Source organism: Microbacterium sp. P5_E9 (assembly GCF_054049175.1).
The window spans coordinates 1-16832 of the sequence record NZ_JBFUMV010000024.1; the positions used below are offsets into that span (position 1 = coordinate 1).

13 protein-coding genes are annotated in these 16832 nt (G+C 65.0%); 5 read left to right on the top strand and 8 right to left on the bottom strand.

Features of this window, described 5'->3' with window-relative positions:
- Positions 1 to 10: 10 nt before the first annotated feature.
- From ACXJ3V_RS19380 to ACXJ3V_RS19395, 4 genes are all read left to right on the top strand, one after another.
- Positions 11 to 2050: a glycoside hydrolase family 2 protein gene (locus tag ACXJ3V_RS19380; RefSeq protein ID WP_457102023.1), complete on the top strand. Its 2040-nt coding sequence runs from the start codon at positions 11 to 13 to the stop codon at positions 2048 to 2050.
- A gap of 66 nt (positions 2051 to 2116) precedes the next feature.
- On the top strand, positions 2117 to 3442 hold the full coding sequence (locus ACXJ3V_RS19385; protein ID WP_457101989.1) for a family 1 glycosylhydrolase: 1326 nt from the start codon (positions 2117 to 2119) through the stop codon (positions 3440 to 3442).
- A gap of 31 nt (positions 3443 to 3473) precedes the next feature.
- Positions 3474 to 4913, top strand: coding sequence for an MFS transporter (locus tag ACXJ3V_RS19390; RefSeq protein WP_457101990.1), 1440 nt, complete (start codon positions 3474 to 3476; stop codon positions 4911 to 4913).
- 341 nt (positions 4914 to 5254) lie between these two features.
- Positions 5255 to 6289, top strand: a complete 1035-nt coding sequence (locus ACXJ3V_RS19395) for a LacI family DNA-binding transcriptional regulator (RefSeq protein ID WP_457101991.1) — start codon at positions 5255 to 5257, stop codon at positions 6287 to 6289.
- 223 nt (positions 6290 to 6512) lie between these two features.
- On the opposite strand, the gene gndA is transcribed toward ACXJ3V_RS19395, so the two are convergent.
- The 7 genes from gndA to ACXJ3V_RS19430 all read right to left on the bottom strand — a co-directional run bounded on the left by gndA (position 6513) and on the right by ACXJ3V_RS19430 (position 14745).
- Complete coding sequence (gene gndA / locus ACXJ3V_RS19400) at positions 6513 to 8117, bottom strand: NADP-dependent phosphogluconate dehydrogenase (RefSeq protein WP_457101992.1); 1605 nt, start codon at positions 8115 to 8117, stop codon at positions 6513 to 6515.
- Positions 8118 to 8259: 142 nt separating this feature from the next.
- Positions 8260 to 9321, bottom strand: a complete 1062-nt coding sequence (locus ACXJ3V_RS19405; RefSeq protein WP_457101993.1) for a LacI family DNA-binding transcriptional regulator — start codon at positions 9319 to 9321, stop codon at positions 8260 to 8262.
- The gene (locus ACXJ3V_RS19410; protein WP_457101994.1) at positions 9314 to 9805 is read right to left on the bottom strand and encodes a gluconokinase; all 492 of its coding nucleotides are present in this window, start codon (positions 9803 to 9805) and stop codon (positions 9314 to 9316) included. The genes ACXJ3V_RS19405 and ACXJ3V_RS19410 overlap by 8 nt, the downstream gene beginning before the upstream one ends.
- Complete coding sequence (locus ACXJ3V_RS19415; protein WP_457101995.1) at positions 9802 to 10794, bottom strand: Gfo/Idh/MocA family protein; 993 nt, start codon at positions 10792 to 10794, stop codon at positions 9802 to 9804. The genes ACXJ3V_RS19410 and ACXJ3V_RS19415 overlap by 4 nt, the downstream gene beginning before the upstream one ends.
- 10 nt (positions 10795 to 10804) lie before the next feature.
- Positions 10805 to 12601, bottom strand: coding sequence for a beta-glucuronidase (gene uidA, locus ACXJ3V_RS19420; RefSeq protein ID WP_457101996.1), 1797 nt, complete (start codon positions 12599 to 12601; stop codon positions 10805 to 10807).
- 370 nt (positions 12602 to 12971) lie between these two features.
- Positions 12972 to 14327, bottom strand: coding sequence for an MFS transporter (locus tag ACXJ3V_RS19425; protein ID WP_457101997.1), 1356 nt, complete (start codon positions 14325 to 14327; stop codon positions 12972 to 12974).
- A 34-nt stretch (positions 14328 to 14361) separates the two neighbouring features.
- The gene (locus ACXJ3V_RS19430) at positions 14362 to 14745 is read right to left on the bottom strand and encodes a family 1 glycosylhydrolase (RefSeq protein WP_457101998.1); all 384 of its coding nucleotides are present in this window, start codon (positions 14743 to 14745) and stop codon (positions 14362 to 14364) included.
- A 92-nt stretch (positions 14746 to 14837) separates the two neighbouring features.
- On the opposite strand from ACXJ3V_RS19430, the gene ACXJ3V_RS19435 reads away from it, so the two are divergent.
- Positions 14838 to 15452, top strand: coding sequence for a TetR/AcrR family transcriptional regulator (locus ACXJ3V_RS19435; protein ID WP_457102024.1), 615 nt, complete (start codon positions 14838 to 14840; stop codon positions 15450 to 15452).
- Positions 15453 to 15544: 92 nt separating this feature from the next.
- Here the strand turns inward: ACXJ3V_RS19435 and ACXJ3V_RS19440 are convergent, their stop codons facing one another.
- Positions 15545 to 16831, bottom strand: a complete 1287-nt coding sequence (locus tag ACXJ3V_RS19440; protein ID WP_457101999.1) for an alpha/beta hydrolase — start codon at positions 16829 to 16831, stop codon at positions 15545 to 15547.
- Between the last annotated feature and the right edge of the window lies 1 nt (position 16832).

A 16832-nucleotide genomic window follows, 5' to 3' on the forward strand; every position in this document is an offset into this window, starting at 1 on the left:
GTCCTCGTACATCAAGCACTTCTCTGCCGCTGATGACGACCAAGAACGATGGTTGGAGTTCCGCGGAGTGAACTCGTCCGCCCGCGTGTTCCTCAACGGCACACTGGTCGGCACTCATGAGGGTGGGTACTCCACGTTCCGCGTCGACCTTTCGGAGGTGGTGGCCCCGCAGAACACCCTCGTCGTTCTCGTCGACAACGGCCCGAACGAGACGAGCTATCCGCAGCGTGCCGACTTCACCTTCTATGGCGGTATCTATCGCGACGTGTACCTCATCGAGGTGCCGCGAGAACATTTCGCACTGGACGACTCGGGTGGTCCTGGGGTGGTGGCGACTGTGCATCTCGACGGATCGAACGCCCGCGTGATGCTCAACGCGCAGGTCTCCGGCGGCGACGCCGTCCACTTTTTCATCCATGGCGTCGGGGAGGTCGTCGCTCCCGTAACCGAGGGCGTGGCCAGGGCATCCGTCGAGATCGCGAGCGTTCGCCGCTGGCATGGAGTGCGTGATCCCTACCTCTACTCGCTCGTGGCGACCCTTCTCGTCGACGAACAGGCCGTCGACGACGTCGCCTTGCGTTTCGGATGCCGAGAGTTCGCCGTGGACCCGGATCGGGGATTCGTCCTGAACGGCGAGGACTATCCGCTTCGTGGCGTGTCCCGACACCAGGACTGGGATGGCGTTGGCAACGCGATCACCGCCGAGCATATGGACGCCGATCTCGAACTTCTGCGTGAACTCGGCGCCACCACCGTGCGACTCGCGCACTACCAGCACGACCAGGGCTTCTACGACCGATGCGATGAGGCCGGCATTGTGGTGTGGGCGGAGATCCCGCAGATTTCCGACTTCCTGCCCCTTGGAAAAGCAGACGCAGAACGGCAGCTGACCGAACTCATCGTTCAGAACCGCCATCACGCCAGCATCATGTGTTGGGGCCTGTCGAACGAGATCACAATCACCCGCAATACGCCCGAGATTCTGACCGCGCACCAGGAGCTCAACGAGCTCGCACATCGCCTCGACCCCACTCGTTTGACGGCCATTGCGAACGTGTTCGTGCTGGATGCCTCCGACCCTCTCGCGACGGTCACCGACGTGATGAGCTACAACATCTATTACGGCTGGTACGTCGGAGACTTCAGTGACAACGAGAAGTGGCTCGACGAGTTCCGCGTCGAGCATCCCGGAGTAGCCGTCGGTATCTCCGAATACGGCGCAGACGCGAACCCGCGCTTTCAGACGGCGAACCCCGTGCGAGGCGATTACTCAGAGCAGTTTCAGGCGGCCTATCACGAGCACATGCTCACAATCATCGCGGAGCGTCCTTGGCTCTGGGCTACTCATGTCTGGAACCTCGCGGACTTCGGTGTGGATGGCCGCAACGAAGGCGAGTTTCCAGGACGGAACCAGAAAGGTCTGGTCAGCTTCGACCGCTCGCTGAAGAAGGATGCGTTCTACCTCTACAAGGCTGCCTGGTCCGCGCAACCGTTCGTCCACATCGCTGGACGTCGGTACGAGGATCGCGCAGAGGAGGTGACCCAGGTGGCCGTCTATTCGAACTCCGACGAAGTCTCGCTGTGGTGCGATGGTCAGCTCGTCGGTCAGCAGTCGGGGACGAGGGTCTTCCGCTTTTCTGTCCCGCTCTCGGGCGACCACGAGCTGGTTGCACGTGCCGGGGACACCACCGATTCGATCCGGATTCGTCGCGTCGCGACGCCGAACGAGCAGTACTCGATGGAAGTCGCCGAAGTGACGAACTGGTTTGAGGAAGACGAGCTTCCGGCCCCGGACGGTTTCTACTCGGTCCGGGACACGCTCGGAGACATCAAGCAGTCTCCTGGAGGCGCTGCGCTGATCGAGCAGCTCATGTCTCGGATGGCGGGCGGTGCAAGTCACGTTGCCGAGAACATGATGACCACGGAGGTGGCCCAGTATGTGCTCAGCCGGATGACCTTCCAGGCCGTTCTGCAGCAGGCGCCGGGGTCAGTGTCCAGGGAACAGGTCTCGGCGCTCAACGCCGCTCTGAATCAGATCTCTCGAGTTTGAGCTTGCTGAGTTGGTGGCGTCTCCGTTGAGAACGCACCGACTCGCCAAATGAAAGACGGACTATCAATGACGAATTTTCCCCCCGGCTTCCTCTGGGGAGCTGCCACCGCCGGACACCAGATCGAAGGCAACAACGTCAACAGTGACTGGTGGGAGCGTGAGCTGACCTTTCCCGGCATGGAACTCTCGGGCGATGCGGTCGACAGCTACCACCGTTTCCGCGAGGACATCGACCTTCTCGCCGATGCGGGGCTCACGACCTACCGCTTCAGCCTCGAATGGTCCCGCATCGAACCTGTGGAGGGGCGCTTCTCGCGCGCCGAGCTCGCCCACTACCGCCGGGTGATCGAGTACTGCTTCTCACGGGGAGTCGTGCCTTTCGTGACCCTGCAGCACTTTACGACTCCGCGATGGTTCGCGAACGACGGCGGCTGGACCTCCCCCAGGGCCAAGGAACGCTTCCTGAGCTTCGTGACCGAGGCCACGACCATCCTCGACGGCGTCGAGTGGGTCGCGACGATGAACGAACCGAACATGCAGGCGGCCATCATGACGGCGATGCGCCGCATGACCGCGACCCAGGGCGGTCAGTGGCAGAGCCCCACCGTCGAGAGCGGCACCGAGCGCGAGGACGGCGAGGAGACGAAGCTCGAGAAGAAGCAGCACGGCGCGTTTCTGCAGGACGCCGACCCCGAGATCGGTCGCACCTTCGTGGACATCCACCACGCCGCACGCGAGATCGTGCGTGCACAGACGAACGCGAAGGTGGGCTGGACCATCGCCGCGGGCGCCTTGACGGCAGTTCCGGGAGGGGAGGAGAAGCTGAGGCAGATCCGCTACGGCAAGGAGGACGTCTATTGGGAGGGTGCCCGGGGCGACGACTTCGTCGGAGTCCAGGCGTACTCGAGTCAGCAGGTCGACGCCAACGGACTCGTCCCGCACCCGGCGCACCCCGACAACACGCTGGTCGGAACGGCGTTCCGACCAGACTCGCTCGCGATGGCGGTCCGCCACGCGTGGGAGGTGTCGGAGGGTGTGACCGTCATCGTCACTGAGAACGGAATCGCGACCGCTGATGACGCGCAACGTGTTCGCTACACCGACCTAGCATTGCGCGGCCTGGCGGAAACCATCGCCGACGGCATCGATGTCCGCGGCTATCTGCACTGGAGCCTGCTCGACAACTTCGAATGGGGACACTGGGCTCCGACCTTCGGCCTGATCGCTGTCGACCGCGACACGTTCGTCCGAACACCGAAGCCCAGCCTCGCCTGGCTCGGCGAGGTGGCACGCGGAAACGGACTGGCCTTACTCGGAATTCAATCCCGCACGCAGGATAACGAAGCACCCGGCGCGTTGCCGTTCGGTGCCAAACAAGGAGGTTTGAAATGAAAGCTGCGAAACTTCGGAATTGGAGCCTCGCATGACCGATCCCGTCGTCAAGGAGGAAGGCGAGGACCAGCGCTGGACGTCCGCAATCGCGGTCCACTACGACTCCAAGAAGCGGCTCTCTCGCTACATCCGCTGGTACCTGTTCCTCGCGCTCGCTATCGCAGCGATCTGGACGTCCTCGCAGGGCATTCTGATGCCGAACCAGGTCCAGATCCTTCAGTTCGGTCAGTTCTTCACCGGTGCGGACGCGGGTGTGGACCTGCAGGCGCTCACCGAGCTGGGAAGAGCGGTCGCTGCCGGTGACATTCAGCCCAGCGCCGACCAGACCCGACAGCTTGCCCTGCTCGATGACTTTGAGGCCTCTCGCGCTGCCGGCCTGGCGTTCGTCACCACGACCAGCGCTATCGTCGTCATGCTCCTTCAGCCCGTCATCGGTGTCATGTCCGACCGGACTCGCTCCAGGGCTGGGCGACGTGCCCCGTGGATCCTCTACTCGGCGCTGGTCGGCGCGATTCTCCTCGTCGCGGTTCGCTACGCTCCGTCGGTGGCGGTCCTCGTCGTGCTCTGGACCCTGACGGAGCTCGCGTTCAACGTCACCAGCAACCCGCTCCAGGCCACGGTTGCAGATCGTGTACCGCATGAACGCCGCGGGCGGGTGACCTCCTGGACGAGCATGGGCTCAATCATCGGTGGCCTGATCGGCGGCATCGGCGCCGGTGCCTTGTTCGGTCTCATAGGGTTGGACTTCTACCTGATCCTGGCTCTAGTCGTGGTGATCGCGGCCGTTCTGTTCGTGACTCGCAACCGGGACGAGAGTTCCGTCGATCTCCAGCGGGACAAGTTCGCGTGGAAGCCGTTCCTCCGCGGATATGCCAGCGCGTTGAAAGAGCCGAATTACCGCTGGCTTTGGATCTCCCGAGCCCTGTTCTTCTTCGGGTACAGCACAACGACGGTTCTCAGTCTCTACATGCTCCAAAGCTACATATCGCCGGCGCTGAGCGCCGCGGAGGCCTCCGCCACCGTGCCGCTGCTGGGCCTTTGTGGAATCCCCTCCACGCTGATCGCTATCGCGGTATCCGGACGGCTCTCTGACCGCATCGGTCGTCGCAAGCCCTTCGTGGTAGTCGCATCGGTCCTCATGGCGGTGTCTCTGGCGATTCCGCTCATCTCCCCGACGCTGCCGGCGCTGTTCATCCAGGTCGTCATCACCGGCGCGGCGTTCGGCATTTACATCCCCGTGGACAACGCAATGTTCATCGATTTTCTGCCCGACCCCGCCCGAGCAGCGCGTGACCTTGGTCTGGCCACGGTCGCGATGAACCTCGGGCAGGCGCTTGCCCCCGCGCTCGCTGCCGTTGTGGTCGCGGTGACCGGTGGGTATCAGTTCGTCTGGGTGGCGGCGCTCGTGCTGGTCGCGTTGGCGACGCTGACCATTTCACCCATCAAAGAAAAACGCTACACGCTTGCCTAAACGCAGAGGTCCCCGAAGGGTCCACCAGGGGGCCCCCTGGACGCCGAAAACGCCTCAACTAGAGGCATCAGTCAGGAGACGACCGGATCAGGAATTATGCCTTTGACCTGGGTTGTTTTGGCGGAGACGGAGAGTGCAGGGCTGAAGCCGCCCAGGTCCCGATCTGCGCTCAGCCGACTGCAACCCACCGCGACGAGCAGTGCGGGCGACTAGCCCACGGCACCGTTCAGACCGTACGAGATCGCACCCGACATAGGCGACTTCCCACGCGCAGCCGCTAAGTCCTCGGGTCCAGCAGTATCCCCATCCGTCGGCGGCTCCGCCGATAGGCTCTGATCCTGATGAGCGACGATTCCCCAGACACAGAAGCGACGCGCGTTGAATCGGTCCGCAACCGTAAGCCCACGATATATGACGTCGCAAAACACCTCGGACTGAATCCGTCGACGGTGTCCAGGGCACTCAACAACCCCGGCCGAGTAAATCAGGTGACCGAAGCCAAGATTCGTGCGGCGGCCAATGAACTTGGCTACCGGACGAATCCCTTCGCTCGCGCGCTGCAAACGGGTAAGACCGGCACCTTCGCGGTGATCCTCTCCGATATAACCAATCCGGTGCACTTCGACCTCATCCGGGGGGCCGAGCAGGTGGCCGCCAGAAACGGCCTCACGCTCGTTCTTGCGGAGACCCAAGGCTCTCCGGACGCAGAAAGAGCGACGATCGCCCGTCTGCAGCGCTCGGTCGATGGAATCCTGGTCGTTGCGTCGCGTCTAGATGCCGACTCGTTGCGCGCTATTGCCGCAGAGACGCCCGTCGTTGCCGCAAATCATGCAGCAGACGGGATCCCATCGGTATTTGCGGACATGCGGACCGGTCTCATCGAAGCGGTGGAGCACCTGCACGGGCTGGGGCACCGGTCGTTGGCGTACCTCGGCGGTCTCAACGCTTGGATCGACGCGGCCAGATGGGATCTGCTGCTMGGTGAAGCGGAGAGTAGGGGAATGTCCATCGTCGAGATCGAAGCCGATTCCGCAACTGTGGCGGGCGGCGCTGGTTCCCTTCGCCGGGTGCTCGCGAGCGGCGTGACCGCGGTGGTGGCGTACAACGACTTGGTCGCGCACGGCCTGTTGCTCGCTTCCCGAAGCGCGACCGTCGATGTTCCCGGAAGGCTGAGCGTTGTGGGTTTCGACGACATCTTCAGCGCGGAACTTTCGGTCCCTGCCTTGACAACTGTTCGCTCGCCGCTGCGCCAAATCGGGACAGTGGCCATGAACCGGTTGATCACGGGCGCCTTTCCGGGTACCGAGTCCGAGAGAGTCGCGCTAGCGACGACACTTGTTGTCCGTGAATCCTCAGGACCGCCGCCCGACAGTTAGTTAGAGGTCTGTCGTGGGGCGAGACGTTCAGAGCCGCGTAGTAGCGCCGGCTAAACGACATCAGACCGACCCACGGGCGCCGTTGGCGGTCCGGCTCACAGCGGCCGCCACGCTCGGTCGCAGTGCGGCCGCCCAGACTCGGGCAAGATCTTTGGCAGGTTGGCCAATCGATTGTCGTGTAGCCTCGGGGCCGCCACCGCACCGATCAGCGACTTGTCAAGGTCTAGTGGGTGTCTTCGGCTTCGATCTCGGTGCGGTCGCCCGACCACAGCGTGTGGAAGGTGCCGGGCTTGTCAACGCGCTGGTAGGTGTGGGCGCCGAAGAAGTCCCGCTGCCCCTGCACGAGTGCCGCCGGCAGGCGGTCGGCGCGCAGCCCGTCGTAGTACGACAGCGAGGACGAGAACGCCGGAGCGGGGATGCCGGTGCCCGCCGCTGTGCCGACAATCCGCCGCCACGCGTCCTGCGCGCGGCCGAGCGCTTCGACGAAGTACGGCGCGGTGAGCAGCACCGGCAGCTCCGGCGTCTCGGCGTAGGCGTCCGCGATGCGGTTGAGGAACTGTGCGCGGATGATGCAACCGCCGCGCCAGATCTTCGACACCGCGCCAAGGTCGATGTTCCAGTCGTACTCCGCCGCGCCGGCGCGGATCTCGTCGAACCCCTGCGAGTACGCGACGATCTTCGACGCGTACAGGGCCAGACGCACGTCCTCGATGAACGCGTCGTCGTCCTCCGCGAAGCCCGAGGCGGACCCGCCCGAGGCGTCGGGACCGGGCAGCTCACGCGAGACGGCACGCTGCTCGGGGTGCGAGGAGAGCGAACGGGCGAAGGTCGCCTCGGCGATGCCCGACACCGGAACGCCCAGGTCGAGTGCGGTCTGCACCGTCCACGCGCCGGTCCCCTTGGCGCCGGCCTGGTCGAGGATGACGTCGACCAGCGGCGCGCCCGTCTCGGCGTCGACCTGGCGCAGCACCTCGGCGGTGATCTCGATGAGATACGACTCGAGCTCACCCCGGTTCCACTCCGCGAACACGTCCGCGATCTCCGCCGGGCTCTTGCCGGTGCCGCGGCGGATGAGGTCGTAGGCCTCGGCGATGAGCTCCATGTCGGCGTACTCGATGCCGTTGTGCACCATCTTCACGAAATGCCCGGCGCCGTCATGGCCGATGTGGGTCACGCACGGCTCGCCCTCGGCGACCGCCGCGATCGAGCGCAGGATCGGACCGAGCGTCAGCCAGGACTCGTCCGAACCGCCCGGCATGATCGACGGGCCGTGCAGCGCGCCCTCCTCCCCGCCGGAGATGCCCGCGCCGACGAAATTGATGCCCGTCTCCCGCACCGCCTTCTCGCGGCGGATCGTGTCGGTGAAGAGGGCATTGCCGCCGTCGACGATGATGTCGCCCGGCTCGAAGACGTTCACGAGCGCGTCGATGACGGCATCCGTCCCGGCCCCGGCCTTTACCATGACGATCGCCGTCCGCGGCTTCTGCAGCGACGCCGCGAACTCCTCGTACGTCTCGGCCGGCACGAACTCCGCTTCGGGGTGCTCAGTGAGCAGCGTCTCGGTCTTCGGATAGCTGCGGTTGTAGATGGCCACCGTGTTGCCCTCGCGACTGGCGAGGTTCCGGGCCAGATTCGACCCCATCACCGCCAGCCCCACGACGCCGATATTCGCAACCGGCTCGCGGGCGGCACCCGGGCCCGTGGGAGTCGGAGCCGGGCGCTTCACCTCTTCCGGGGGAGGGGCACCCTCGTGCACCCGGGTGGAGCCGGGCTGGTCATCGCGGTCGGTCGAGACGTTCGTCTGCGCGTGGTTGTCGTTCGAGTTCATGTTCTTCCTTCGTTGACAAGAGGTGTCCCATGGATACGCCCTTCAAGTAGGAGGCTCCGATTCGGTGGTCTGTGCCACGAGCCGAAAGGGAGCATGTCAGTGCAGCTCGCCTTCCGTACCCGGCCTGGACGTACGTCGACGCCTATTGGGCCGGCGCGATGCCAGTCGATGCGCGCACGACGAGGGTCGTGGCCAACGGCGGCATTGCGTCGGCCGCCTCGTCGCCGGCGAGCCGCGCGAGCAGATTGGCCACGGCACGCTCACCGGCCTCCACCAGCTGCGCCCGCACGGTGGTGAGTGGGGGTGTGATCAGTTCGCTGCCGAAGATGTCGTCGAATCCGGCCACGCTCAGCTGGTCCGGAACTGTGATGCCCTTCGCGGCCGCGGCTTGCATGAGACCGATCGCGAGGAGGTCGTTGAAAGCGACGACCGCGGTGGGACGTGCAGCAAGGACGCGGCGCAGCGCTGCCCGACCGCCGTCGATGGTCGGCGAATTGGGTCCGATCTCCACGAGGGAGAATCCCAGTCGGCCGGAGGCCTCGAGCATCAGCTCGAATCGCTTGTCGCTGATCCAAGAAGTCTCCGGGCCCGATAGGTATGCGATGGACCGGTGTCCCAGTTCGGTGAGATGCGTCAGGAGCTGTCCCACACCGCTCTCGACATCGGGGAGCACCCCCGGAACGCCCTCGACAGCACGATTGATGAGCACGACTGGTTTCCGCTCCGCAACCTCGGCGATGCGCTCGCTGGACAGCCTCGTGGTCGCCATGACTACCCCGTCGACACTCGGCATGAGTCGCTCGATCACCGTGGCCTCCGCCTCGCCCGATTCTTGGGACTCGGCGATGACCAGCGTGTAGCCGGCGGCGGTGGCTGCTTGCTCCGCCCCACGCACGATGCCGAACACCACCGGGTTGGTGATGTCTGCAACGACGAGCGCCAGCGTATGACTGCGTCCCGTTGGCAGGCCCCTGGCCATCGGGTTGAACCGGAAGTTGAGTGTGTCTGCCGCCGCGCGGATCTTTGCCTCTGTCGCGACGCTGATCCGCCCTGGCTTTGACAGTGCGCGCGAGACCGTCGACGGATTGACGCCGGCGAGCTCAGCGATGTCGTAGATCGTCGCCGCTCCTCCACGCCGCCGCACCCGCGCGGCGATCTCCGGGGGAACTTTCCCATCGATGTGTGCCGGAGCGCCGTCAACCATTTCGTGAGATCCAATCTGCTGCTCTGTCCACAACCTCGGCCAACGACGACTCCACGTCGACGACAACGCCTCGCTCATCAGACTCGAGGGGCTCCAGGGCGGACAGCTGGGAGTCCAGGAGTCCGGGCGGCATGAAATGATCATCCCGCGCTGCCGCTCGGGCGGCCAACACGGCGCGCTGCGCGGTGAGGTGAACGAAGACCGCGTCGGGGCGAGCGCTGCGCAACCGATCACGGTAGGTACGCCGCAACGCCGAGCACGCCACCACGACGTCTACCTTGTCCGCGAGGCGCGCCCCGACACGATCGAGCCACAGCCACCGATCCTCGTCCTCGAGTGGGATACCTGAGGCCATCTTCTCTACATTCGCCGCGGGGTGTAGCTGGTCTGCGTCGATCCAAGGTGTCCGCAATCGCGTCGACAAAGCGCTCGCTACCGACGACTTACCCGCCGCCGAGACGCCCATCACAACAACCGCGGTCACGCCGAAGCTCCGGCGAATACCTGCGCACGAATGTCGTCGAGGACGCGAGCGACCGACTGGGTCGCCACCGCGTCATGGGACGGATGCTGGCGCTCACCTCTCGCGATCGCGTCGGCTACTGATCGGATCATGGGGACATACCCGTTGCCTTCCCGTGGACGGGAGAGGCGGTCCGGTTCGCGAAACATTGCCCCCGAGGATCCGGCGTGCAGCCGCGCCACGTCCGTCGCCCAGAACATCGCGGGGATCTCGATCCAGCCCGCGGTGCCGCTCATCGAGGCGGACGGATCGACGAACTCGATGATGGAGCAGGCGAGCTGGGATGACCCTCCGCCCTCGTGCCTCAGAGTGATGCGGGCTGAGACGTCGACCCCGTCCAGAACCGACCCGGTTGCCGAGACATCGATGACCGGTCCGAGCACCCACTCTGCGAGCGTGACGGGGTAGATCCCCTGGTCAAGCACCGTGCTGCCGCCCAGCTCCGCATTCCACCGGTTCCCTCCCGCCGGAAAGGGCAATCCGAACGCGCCGCGGACGTCTCGGGGCTCCCCGATCAGGCCATCTCGGATGAGGCGGAGGACTTCGACATGCAGTGGGTTGAACTTCATCCACATCGCTTCCATGGCGAAGCGGTCGTGTGCGCTCGCCACCTCGAACAGCCGCTCCACCTCGTCGGCCGACATCGCCATGGGTTTTTCGACCAGCACGTGCTTGCCCGCTTCGAGAGCGCGGACCGCCAGGTCGAGATGAGTCGCCGGCGGTGTGGCGACATAAACGACATCGACATCGTCGCGCTGCAGGAGGGCGTCGAGGTCCGTGGTCGCGAATGCAATCCCATGTTCCTGCGAGAACGCTTCGGTCTTCTCGGGGCGCCTCCCCCACACCCCCGCGACGACTCCGCCGGCGGCCTGAATGTCAGGGATGAAGGTCTCACAGATGCGGCCAGTTCCGAGCACGCCCCACCGCTGGGTTGAGTCCGAGTTGGTCACTGGCGCCATCTCATTCGCCGGCACCGGGCTTGCGGCCCTCGAGTCCGCGCCAGCGCTGACGCAGAAGCCGCGCAGCAGACTTCGGTTTGCGGTCACGCGTGAAGACGCCCTTCTTATTGCCGTCGACGCGGTGCAGCCCGTTGTCGGTGGCGAAGTCGGCGAAGTTCCATACGTGTTCCCCGACGAATTGGGGGAAGCGGTCAAACACGCTGTGATTCGCCTCGAGATACGCGATCTGATACTCCTCGGTCCAGACTTTGTCCTCCCAGACGGAGTGGACGCCCGGTTCGGTGTCGGCACCGTACTCGCTCATCATGATGGGCTTCTCGACCCGGTCGATCCAGCCCTGCAGGTCGCCCTGTAGGTATGCCTGAGCAACATCTAGCTCGCCGCCGGCGATGTACCAGCCGTAGTAGCGGTTGATGCTGACGACGTCGAAAAGGTCGACGATGAGGTCGTTCTTGAAGGTGGCGAACATAACCGCCGAGTAGGTCAGCGGGCGAGTGGGATCGAGTTGCCTTGCAAGTTCGACGAGCGGTTCGAAATACTCGCGGGCACCCTCTTCGTTCGAGGCGGGCTCGTTCGCGATGCTCCACATGACCACCGAGGGGTGGTTCCGGTCTCGCGTCATGAGCTCGCGTAGATGCTGTGCGTGCGCCGCCTGGGTCTTGTCGTTGGCGTACTGATCGGAGAAGGTCGGGAACGGGGGCGTGCCGGTCATCCCACCGACCACGCCCATGTTCAGTCCGACTGCGGCCGTCTCATCGATGACGACGATGCCGTGGCGGTCGGCGAACTCCAGAACCTCCTCGGCATACGGGTAGTGCGACGTACGGAAGGAGTTGGCGCCGATCCATTCGAGCAGCTGGAAGTCGTGCACAAGGAAGGCGTCGTCATGACCCTTGCCTCGCACAGGGGCGTCTTCGTGCTTGCCGAATCCTGTGAAGTAGAACGGCTCGCCGTTGATGAGGAACTCGTATCCGCGCACTTCCACGGTGCGTACGCCGACCGCCAGCGGATAACTGTCTACGACTTCGTCGCCGACGACGAGTTCAGCAGTCAGCTGATAGAGATAGGCAGCGCCGGGCTTCCACAGCACGACGTCGGGGATCGAAAGGGTGCCTTCAGCGCCGCCAGCCGAGGCCACGACATTGCCTTCCGCGTCTTCGAGCCGCACGCGGACATCGCCGGCACCGTTCACCGCTACGCGGTAGTCGACAGAGCCGATGGCGTCCTCGAAATCAGTGACCACGACGAGGTCTTCGATGCGCGCCTTCGGGCGACTGTAAAGCCACACCGATCGAGCAAGACCCGCGTAGTTGAAGAAGTCGTGGAAGTAGGTCTGCTTCTGCTTTCCGGTGATTCCGACCTCGATCTTGCCCGGGGGTATCGTCTCGTTCGTGAGATTGCCCGACACGGCGACCGTGAGTCGGAACTCTCCCCCGGCCGGCATCAGATCAGTGACGTCGACATCGAAAGGCGTGTAGCCGCCGATGTGCTCGCCGACCAGGGCGTCGTCCACGTATACGCGCGCGGCGTGGGTTGCTGCATCGAACCGCAACAGCACGTCCTCGCCGCTCCACCCACGGGGCACCCGGACCGTGCGCTGGTAGTAGACCCAGCCGACGTGCTTGCGGATCTCCGGATCTGTGAACAGGTCGTTGTACGAGGCCGGGACCGCCGCCTCGAGCGGTGTGCGGAGCGTCGATTCCCACGGCTTCTCGTCTACCCGGGAGTCCAGCGCGAAGCGCCAGACCCCGTCCAGATTGACGAGATCGCGGGTGGGGGTAGAACGGGGCTTCAGCATTGCGGCCTTTCTGCGCGACTGTGCGTGTATGGATGAAGTTAACCAGAAAACCACTCGATTGGCAACCGATTGCCAGAGATACGGGCTCAGATGGTCTGCCCGGCGTCCGCAAGAAGCGTGCTGCCGGTCATGATGGCTGATATGTCGCTCGCGCAGAACAGCACCACGCGGGCAATGTGATCCGGTGTGTTCCCGTTCGGCCGATCAGGCTTTGCGCCATCACCGGCATGACCACGCTCGCATCGAGGCGCACGCTCCGTCCGGACAGTGAGAACAGGTCGGCGAGTGGTTCGGCCGACTTGTCAGCGAAAGGGAACGGCATGATCTTCTCCTGGGACAGATGATTCGTGGATGGGGCGGGAAGGGAGCTCTACCGAGCCGTGCGCACTCCGGCGCCGATCGTGATACCGCCGATAAGAGCCAGCGCCGCTGCAGAGAGATACAGCGCGAAGAAGTTCTCCCCTCCGGCGATCGCGAGCACGAAGGGGGCCGTGGCCGGCGCCAGCACTCCGGGGATCTTCTGGGCGAACAGGGTGATCGCCATGTATCGGCCGGCTTCGGTCTCGCGGTTCGGCAGCACGTCGAGGGTCAGCGCCTGGCCGACAGCGGAGAAGGTCGCTATGCCCAGCGAGGAGATGAGTGTTCCTGTCAGGAGGCTCGGTATGTCGCCGGCGAAGGCCGACACCGCGCACCCCAGCCCGAAGATCGTCGCGCCTCCGACGATGAGCGGCTTGCGCCTTCCGGTCTTGTCGCTCAGCCATCCGCCACCGAGTGACCCCAGCAGTGCCGTGCCGATGCTGAGTGCGGCAGTAATGGCCTGGAAGCTGGCCACGTCGGGGACCGGGACGTCGAGACGTTGCGCGAAGAAGAACACGGAGAAGCTGGTGGCAAAGGTGAGGCCGAGGAAGAAGACGAACCTTCCCGCCCAGTTCCACGCGAAGTCCGGATGCGCTCGAGGATCGAAAGCGTAGCTGCGTACGAGGCGCCCGAGCGTGAGCGCCTCGGGATGCAGGGTGGCGCGGCTGTCGGGGTCGCGCGCGAAGCATACGAAGAGCCCGACCAGCACGAGGCCGACGGCCGCGGGGATTGCGAAGACGAGCAGTGTCTCGGCGCGGACGGTCCCGACGAGAATGATTCCGATCACCGGAGCGATCTGCATGGCCAGCCCGGTCATCCCCGAGACCTTGCCCCGCTGGTGGGCGGGCAGTCGGTCGGCCTGCCAGTTGCCGATCGACCCACCCACCGTGTTCCACCCCATAGTGGAGAGCACCCATCCCGCGGCGAGCACGATGAGATTGGGGGCGAGCGCCATCGTCGGAACGGCGATGAGGCCGAGGACGACGCCGATGACGGTGAACGGACGTCGGCGACCCCACCGAGACCGAGTGCGGTCGCTCAGGATGCCGGTGAGCGGTGCGACGACGAGCGTCGCCGCCGAGCCGATCCCGAGCATGTAGCCGAGGATGTCGGCCCTTCCGGGGGCGAGCTGGTCGAGTCGTACGGCGAGAGAGTATGACATCGGCACGATCATCGCCATGCCGGTCCCGAAAGTCGCCGCCACCAGCAGGATGATCCCCCACACCGGCACGGGTGACAGCTCGGCTGGTCGGGGGACTGCCGCGGTCGGCTCGGCGATTGGGGGCTGCGCCAGCGCCGTATTCGCGGGGACGACGCGGGGCTCGTCGTCGGCGCCGATGGGCTCGTCTTCGTCAGCGAGGCGAGTCATGCGTGCTCCAAGGCGCGAGGTCGGACTCGCCCGCTCAGGCGAGCACGCCTCGACGCGCGACCTCACCCAGCCACGCGAGGCTGGAGTGCTGCAGGGTGATCACCCGGGTCACGTCGAACTCGAAGCATGTTTCGATCATGCGGCGGTAGTGCGCCAGTTCCGCGCGAGAGATGTGCCCGGGGATGGGCTCGATACGAGACCACTCGATGCCGAAGCGGTAGCTGTTCGGGCCTGCGGCAGCGAGGAGGGAGATGTCGTCCCGATATCGGTGATAGCTGTCGACTGCGTCGCCGGACAACTCAATGCCAGGCGTGATCTGCTCGCGCGCCCACCAGTCGCTGTTGATGTTGTTGCCTTCGATCTGGTGCGGGGCCGTCGCAGCCCCCCACAGGAACCTGTCTGGGAAGTTCGTCACCATTGATCTCTTCCTCCGAGTTCGCGTCGTGACAACCGATTGCCCGACCACTGTAGCATAATCTCGAAAGGTCTTACTATTTCTTGGGGGGGCTGATGGCACGGACATATGCCAAGACCGCAGGCGTTCGTCAGTCGATCGTCGCGGCGTGTGCGTCGGCGTTCGGCGAAAGCGGATTCCACGGGGTGTCCATGGCCGAGATCGCGCGGCGCGCCGGGATCAGCCATACCGGACTGCTTCATCACTTTCCCCGAAAGGAGGACCTGCTGACGGCGGTGCTGGCTCTGCAGGACGAAAACAGCGCGGCCTACCTGCTCGAGTACGGCACATTCGATCTCGAATCAGATCCCGTCGACGTGCTTCGCGGCATGGTGAACACTCTCGTTGCGCGTGACCGCCATGCCGGGCTCGTGGAACTGAGCGCAGTGCTTACCGGTGAGGCAGCCCCCTCTACTCACCCGGCCCACGACCATTTCGCACGCCGGTATGACGACATCCGTCGCTTCCTGGGTCGGCTGTTCCAGCGCCTTCACGATGACGGCAGACTGGTGGGCGAAGCGAGCCCCGACCAGCTCGCGGCCGCCACGATCGCCCTCACCGAGGGCCTGCACCTGCAATGGCTTTACTCCACGGATCGTCGATTCGATGCGGACTCGGTGCTGCGCGCGACACTGGGCTCGTTCGTGCCAGAGCTGCGCGGCGACGATTGAGCGAGTTCGAAGGCCGCGGCGTCGAATCCGTGTGGATCGTTCGTGATGAACGGATGCTGCGCACGACGCGTCGGTGCGCAGCATCGGTCGACTCACCCGTCGAGTGGCTCGACCCAGACAGTGGCTTTCGTGCCGACCGACACTACGGATTCCGGGCCGGCAGCGCCATCCAGTTCGAGTGCCACGGCCGCTCGTCCGCCCTCGTCTGCGCGCAGTTCGGCGACAGTCGTCAGGTTGTCCTCGTAGGCGGATGTGACTCGTACCCGCCCGCTCGGTGAAGTCAGCGGAGGCGTCGTGACGATGGCTGAGCCGGCGCCTGTGAACACGAAGGAGCCCGGCGCGGCGACCTCGAGGGAGCTGAAGCCCGCAGCTGCCCGGGTGAGGGCGACATCCCAGCCGAAGATCGAGAACGCGTCGGCGATCGAGATGTACGCGAAGCCCGACGGGTGAGCGTCGAGCTCGCTCCACGTCTTCGACAGGTGGGGCAGCCATTCGCGCAAGGCTCGATTCCACGTCGCCCACTCGTGGCTCATGCCTTCGTACAGCGTGAACTCGTGGTCGATCTCCAGGTCGTCCAGCCGAGCATGGAGCGCCTCGGAGCCGGCCTTGATGAACGTACCCTCGGGCTCCCCCTCGTCGCCGGTATAGATCGAAACGTCCGTGTTTCGGAGGTTGATGGCCAGATCCGGCCCATTCACCGCGCGCCACCTCAGCTCGTCCGCGTCGGGATCTCCCCAGATCTGGCGCGCAACGAAGCTGCCCGCGCCGCGCCATCCGCTCTCTGGCTGCATGATGTCGACGTCACCCGAGAACGCCGCCGCGACGCCGAAGAGGTCGGGCCGCTGGGCCGCGTACCGCACCGCCGCGCCGCCCATGGACAGTCCGGCCGCCGCACGGCCGGTTCGGTCGGCGATCGTTCGGAAGTTCGCATCCACCCAGGGAACGAGCTGGTCGAGGTGGTAGGCAGCCCAGCGTGGGGCCCCGAACCGCCCATCGTTATACCAGTCGGCGTATCCGCCCGCGGTGCCTCCGTCGGGCATGACGACGATGAGAGGCGTTTCGCCGGTGATCGCCTCAGCGTCGCCTTTGCCGTCGGGCGTCGTCCAGGAGGCATAGTCGTCGCCACCGCCGTGCAGCAGATAGAGCACCGGGTAACGCCGCTCCGCGTCATGGTCGTAATCGACAGGAAGGAGCACGCGAACCCGAGTCAGGCCCGCCGGATCCCCGCCGAACGGGAATCCCGGCGCGGTCGCCAGCGCGTCGGTGCGGAGTGTGAATTCTTTCAGGCGCGGSGACAGATCGATGACTGCCCCCGCGGATGTCAGGAGGTCCGCGGTGCCCCTTGCGTCGTCGGTTCGTGCATTGTCCGTTGTGGTCATC

Excerpts from the sequence above, each read along its gene's own strand:
- ACXJ3V_RS19405 (WP_457101993.1), bottom strand. The coding sequence starts at position 9,321 with ATGGTTGACGGCGCTCCGGCACACATCGATGGGAAAGTTCCCCCGGAG.
- gndA (WP_457101992.1), bottom strand. The coding sequence starts at position 8,117 with ATGAACTCGAACGACAACCACGCGCAGACGAACGTCTCGACCGACCGC.
- ACXJ3V_RS19385 (WP_457101989.1), top strand. The coding sequence starts at position 2,117 with ATGACGAATTTTCCCCCCGGCTTCCTCTGGGGAGCTGCCACCGCCGGA.
- ACXJ3V_RS19435 (WP_457102024.1), top strand. The coding sequence starts at position 14,838 with ATGGCACGGACATATGCCAAGACCGCAGGCGTTCGTCAGTCGATCGTC.
- uidA (WP_457101996.1), bottom strand. The coding sequence starts at position 12,601 with ATGCTGAAGCCCCGTTCTACCCCCACCCGCGATCTCGTCAATCTGGAC.
- ACXJ3V_RS19430 (WP_457101998.1), bottom strand. The coding sequence starts at position 14,745 with ATGGTGACGAACTTCCCAGACAGGTTCCTGTGGGGGGCTGCGACGGCC.
- ACXJ3V_RS19425 (WP_457101997.1), bottom strand. The coding sequence starts at position 14,327 with ATGACTCGCCTCGCTGACGAAGACGAGCCCATCGGCGCCGACGACGAG.
- ACXJ3V_RS19390 (WP_457101990.1), top strand. The coding sequence starts at position 3,474 with ATGACCGATCCCGTCGTCAAGGAGGAAGGCGAGGACCAGCGCTGGACG.